We start from the raw sequence: 4,527 nt of genomic DNA on the forward strand, positions 1-4,527 counted from the left end.
ATATCGGTTTTTTTGTATCTTTTTTTACTGTTAATTTATGTTATTTTTATTAAATCACAAAAGTCGTTGTTGAACCTTAATTTTTAAAACTAGACATAGAAAAACTCCAGCAAAAATGTTATTCTATCTATGGAAACATCCAGAATTCAAGATAGAATGTTGATAAAGCAATCCTTACTGATAGTGAAATAATTACTATTAACATCACATCATCCCTTTTCAAAAATTACCAACCCAATCTTCTAGTTTCTGGAGTAACCTTTCTTTCTCTGTTCGGAATTCACCTTCTGTTATCTCTTCTTTATCAAAGAATATCTCAATCAAGCATCTACTCTTAGGAGTAAGGGGGAGATTTCTTTGAATAATAACATCAAATCCGTCTAATCAATTGCCCCAAAATCTTAATCCCTGCTCTAATATCATCCACCTGTGAATTGGAAAAAGAAAGCCGCAGATACCTACATCCATCAGCTGGGTTGGTCATGAAGGCACTGCCAGTTACAAAAGCCACTTTCTGCTCTAAGGCCTCCTCTAGCAACTGACGGCTATCAAAGCCCTCCGGCAACTTAACCCAGAAAAAGAAGCCTCCCTCTGGTCTAAACCATTGTGCTGTCTGGGGAAAATGATCATCTAAGGCGTTAGCCATAGCCTCTAGGCGAGGTCGATAGAAATCTTTGGTCCGCTCAATCTGCTCTGCTAATAACCCTTCCTTCCCAGCCCGCTGAAGAATCAACTGACCAGCAGTAGCCGAAGCCAAATCCATATTCTGCTTAGCCTTACTCACCAACTGAACAAATTGCTTACTATTGTAAATCCAAGCAATCCGAAAGCCAGGTACAAAAAATTTAGAAAAAGACCCCAGTAAGATCACCCGATCACTAGAGTCATAGCTCTTTATGTAATCCAATCGCTGACCATAATAATTCAACTCACTATAAGCGGTGTCTTCAATAATATAAAAATTATATTTTTCAGCTAAATTTAGAATCTCCTTCCGCTTCTTGACCGACAGCCGAGCCCCCGAAGGATTGGAGTAGTCAGGTACTAAGTAGATAAATTTAATCGACTCTCCTCTTTGCTTAAGCTGGGATAAATAAACTGCCAATGCTTCGACCTTAATTCCATCTTCCTCAATCGGGATTTCTTTTATCTCAGGTCGATAACCCTTAAAGGCCCCAATCGCTCCTAGATAAGAAGGCTGCTCAACCACTATCCTATCACCAGGATTCAAAAAGACCTTACCTACCAAATCCAAAGCTTGCTGAGAACCAGAAGTAATAATCATCTCTTCAAACTCAGGAGTGAGTCCTCGCTCAGTCAAAAAGTCAACCAAATACTTCCGCAATAACTCATTCCCTTCAGTACTGCTATATTGATAGAACTCAGCCCCTTTGTTAGCTATTACCTCTTCAGTTATCTGCTTTAATCGATCAGTCGGAAAGATCTCAGTATCAGGAATCCCTCCCGCAAAGGAAATTAAGTCATCCCGCCCAATAATCCGCATCAAATCAGCTAATTCTTCATTTTCCATTTCTTCTAATCTATCTGCTAATTTTTCTTTCATTATAATAGCCTCCTCTATTTAATTTACTACTTACTACTAAGCTACCACGGCTTAGTAGCATTTCTTATACTTTTTGCATATTCATTTTGAAAAGAAAAATCTCTTTCATCAACTATCGCTAAGAGCTTTTCAACATCATAGTTTACTCTTCTAATTTCACTTTCTACCTTCTTATTAGTTATATTAAATAGAGCATAATAAACTTTTCTATACATCATCAATATTAATTTCAACTCCTGCTGATGCTAGGTCAAATAGACTTACTCCCAAGATAAATGACTTGACCCTCCTCGGGGCAAGTCACGAGGATTCCTCATTCCTAAAAACGAGCCTACTTCTGCTTAACATCAAGTATTAAGTAAGAAATCAGGTCTTACTGTTTCTCCAAAGACTTAAAATCCCGTCAACCCGACGGGAGATATGGTTTTTATGTATTTCACGAAAAGTCTTGCTTTTTAAACTTGTAGGCTGACGATTAAGGATTTCTGATACCTTGAATATTTTATGTAGCAAAGGAGCTTGATTATCGCTTTAATTCTTGCTACAACCCTATATATTCAGTTGTGGATTTATCACGTCAGGCTTTGCCTGTAAGAAGATTTAACTTAACTTATTCTTAGTATATCATATTACTAAAATAATATCGAATTATTTTAGTAATATCGGCACAAAACCAGAGGGCAAGCCCATCTGGTTTTGTGCCGATAAAACCTATAATACCATCTATCTTCTCTTCAAGTTCGTCTTTTATTTTGTTTAATGTTTCGCTCTTCTGGATAATGAGAAGCAATCCGAAGGCTATAACTCTAATCCACTTCCTCTCCACTTTCACCAGCACACCCAGTTAATAAAACAAAACTAATCACCAAAAGTATAGCTACTATAATGGTTCTCTTCTCAAACCTCTAAAACAGAAACTCCTCCCTCCTGTTTAATATTTAAAACTTTCCAACAAATACAAAAAGGCAAAGGAATCTATTAATAAATAGACCCCTTTGTCTTAATTTTTTGAAAACTTATTTTTTTCATGAATATTTAATTTAATATTATAGAAGACTCAGAAATTAATATCAAAGATACTTGTGAAATATTAAAGTTGAATCCAAATCGTTATTATCGCTGGAGACGTCATTTTAATAACCAAGGAATGGAGGGACTTAAAAACCATAATTCTACTCCTGATTCCTAACTCCCTATTCCTAACACTATATTGTAATTTAAGCTATATTTTAGTAAAATATAGCTTAAATTAAGGCGTATTACTATCCAATAAACCTTAATTCTGCTTTACTATTTAAGACTGTAATTACATTCATTTTATCCCCGTCTAGTTGACATACGAATATAACTCCACGGTGTTCTCTAATTTCTCGCTCCCCTTTAGCAAAGCCAATTAACCTACTCCTTTTCACTCCTTCAACTATATTGTGAATTGCTTTATGACGACTGATCGATTTTTGCCGCTCTTGATATCTTTTAATAGCATGATCAGTAGCATAAATATAATAATTCACATTAAACACCTCCTTATTGAATATATATTCAATATTCAACTTCAATATCTGATTTAATTATTCCAATTTAAGTTAATTTATTCCACAAAAGATTTAATTATCTATTACAGAACAAAGGGGTCTAAACAAGAACGAAATGACCTTCGACCATAATCTAAGGCTAAGTCTAGGTTAAACAAACCATTAAAAATCTTTTAAAAAAGTTATCAACAACCTTTAAAAACATAATTCCCTAAATAAAAAAAAACCTACTAAAAAAATAATAGGTTTAAGAATTAAATTCTAAATTATTCAAGAAAGAATCAATTATGTAATTAAGTTTATTTATAATTGTTGACTCCGAAAAATAATCAAGTTCTTCCTTGGCCAACAGAGCAAAATGCTCCATCATACTGTAAGCATATTCTAAAGAAGAATCATTTAAGATACAATAGTTAAGATCCTGTACAATCTCAGTAACTGCCCTTGGCCCTAAAGTAATATCACTTACTTCCATATCTATTTTTTGATTTAAACTATGTATTAAAGGCAACGTTAAGATATCTTGTTGTAGATCATTCCCAACTGTGCTTTCCATTTTACTTCTATTACTAATACAAACTAAAATATCTTCATTTATCTGATAAACAATCCCCAGATAGTTACCATAGTTTTCTAAATGTTCTATTCCTTCTTCAGTGACTCCACTTAGAATTCCTCCAATTTTACAACTACAAGCACTCAATGCTGCTGTCTTTAACTCAATTTTATTTAAATATTCTTCTTCGATTAAATCGAAATAATTTTTTTCTTCTTCTTGCTGCAATATTCCTTGTGTCAACTTAAATATAGTAGTAGTAATTTCAGATAAAATTACTTCCTCTTGATCTGTTATTTGTTGTAAGCAGCTGGCAAAAAAAAATCACCTATCACCACTGAAATATTATCATTCCACTTAGAATTTATACTCTTCTGCTTCCGTCTTAATAGAGTATTATCTATAATATCACTATGGATTAAGGTAGCTAAATATAAATATTCAATTCCTGTAGCAACTTTAATCAAATCAGTGGTAGATTGCTTTGGCCCAAGTTGGCCCGTTAATAACAATAATAATGCTCTAAAAAAATCCCCTCCAGTTATCTTTAAATAATCTAATACTTCCAGTAATAACTCATTCTCTATAATCAAATCTCTCGAATTTAGTCTTGATTTAATTAATCCCAACTCATCACTGAATTCTTCTTTCAACTCTGCAAACATAATCTTTTCCAACCCCCTATATTAACTCAACTGAATATCAGACACGTCTTAGTATTATTATATTTCTAGTTTGAATTTTTATACTGCTAAAATAAAAAAACTGTACATTAAATGTACAGAATTCATAAACTAAAATGGTCGGAGCAGCAGGATTTGAACCTGCGACCCCCTGGTCCCAAACCAGGTGCGCTACCAAACTGCGCCATG

General features: G+C 33.8%; 5 protein-coding genes and 1 pseudogene. 1 reads left to right on the forward strand and 5 read right to left on the reverse strand.

The annotated features are described in order from the left end of the window. Positions 1-370: 370 nt before the first annotated feature. The 3 genes from MWH25_RS12585 to MWH25_RS12595 all read right to left on the reverse strand — a co-directional run bounded on the left by MWH25_RS12585 (position 371) and on the right by MWH25_RS12595 (position 2,390). Positions 371-1,564, reverse strand: coding sequence for an aminotransferase-like domain-containing protein (locus tag MWH25_RS12585; RefSeq protein WP_248628002.1), 1,194 nt, complete (start codon positions 1,562-1,564; stop codon positions 371-373). Between the two features lie 41 nt (positions 1,565-1,605). Beyond that, positions 1,606-1,782 carry a hypothetical protein gene (locus MWH25_RS12590; protein ID WP_248628003.1) on the reverse strand — a complete coding sequence of 59 codons (177 nt, stop codon included), beginning with the start codon at positions 1,780-1,782 and terminating at the stop codon, positions 1,606-1,608. A 398-nt stretch (positions 1,783-2,180) separates the two neighbouring features. Beyond that, positions 2,181-2,390: a hypothetical protein gene (locus MWH25_RS12595; protein ID WP_248628004.1), complete on the reverse strand. Its 210-nt coding sequence runs from the start codon at positions 2,388-2,390 to the stop codon at positions 2,181-2,183. 243 nt (positions 2,391-2,633) lie between these two features. Here MWH25_RS12595 and MWH25_RS13240 point away from each other — a divergent pair, with 243 nt between their 5' ends. Further along, a complete protein-coding gene (locus MWH25_RS13240) occupies positions 2,634-2,753 on the forward strand; it encodes a helix-turn-helix domain-containing protein (RefSeq protein ID WP_428832834.1) in 120 nt (39 codons plus the stop codon). A 73-nt stretch (positions 2,754-2,826) separates the two neighbouring features. Here the strand turns inward: MWH25_RS13240 and MWH25_RS12600 are convergent, their stop codons facing one another. Continuing rightward, a complete protein-coding gene (locus MWH25_RS12600) occupies positions 2,827-3,078 on the reverse strand; it encodes a hypothetical protein (RefSeq protein WP_248628005.1) in 252 nt (83 codons plus the stop codon). A gap of 268 nt (positions 3,079-3,346) precedes the next feature. Beyond that, positions 3,347-4,320, reverse strand: a pseudogene (locus MWH25_RS13245) (polyprenyl synthetase family protein). Positions 4,321-4,527: the final 207 nt, after the last annotated feature.

This window comes from Natroniella acetigena (assembly GCF_023227745.1).
Lineage (GTDB): Bacteria > Bacillota > Halanaerobiia > Halobacteroidales > Halobacteroidaceae > Natroniella > Natroniella acetigena.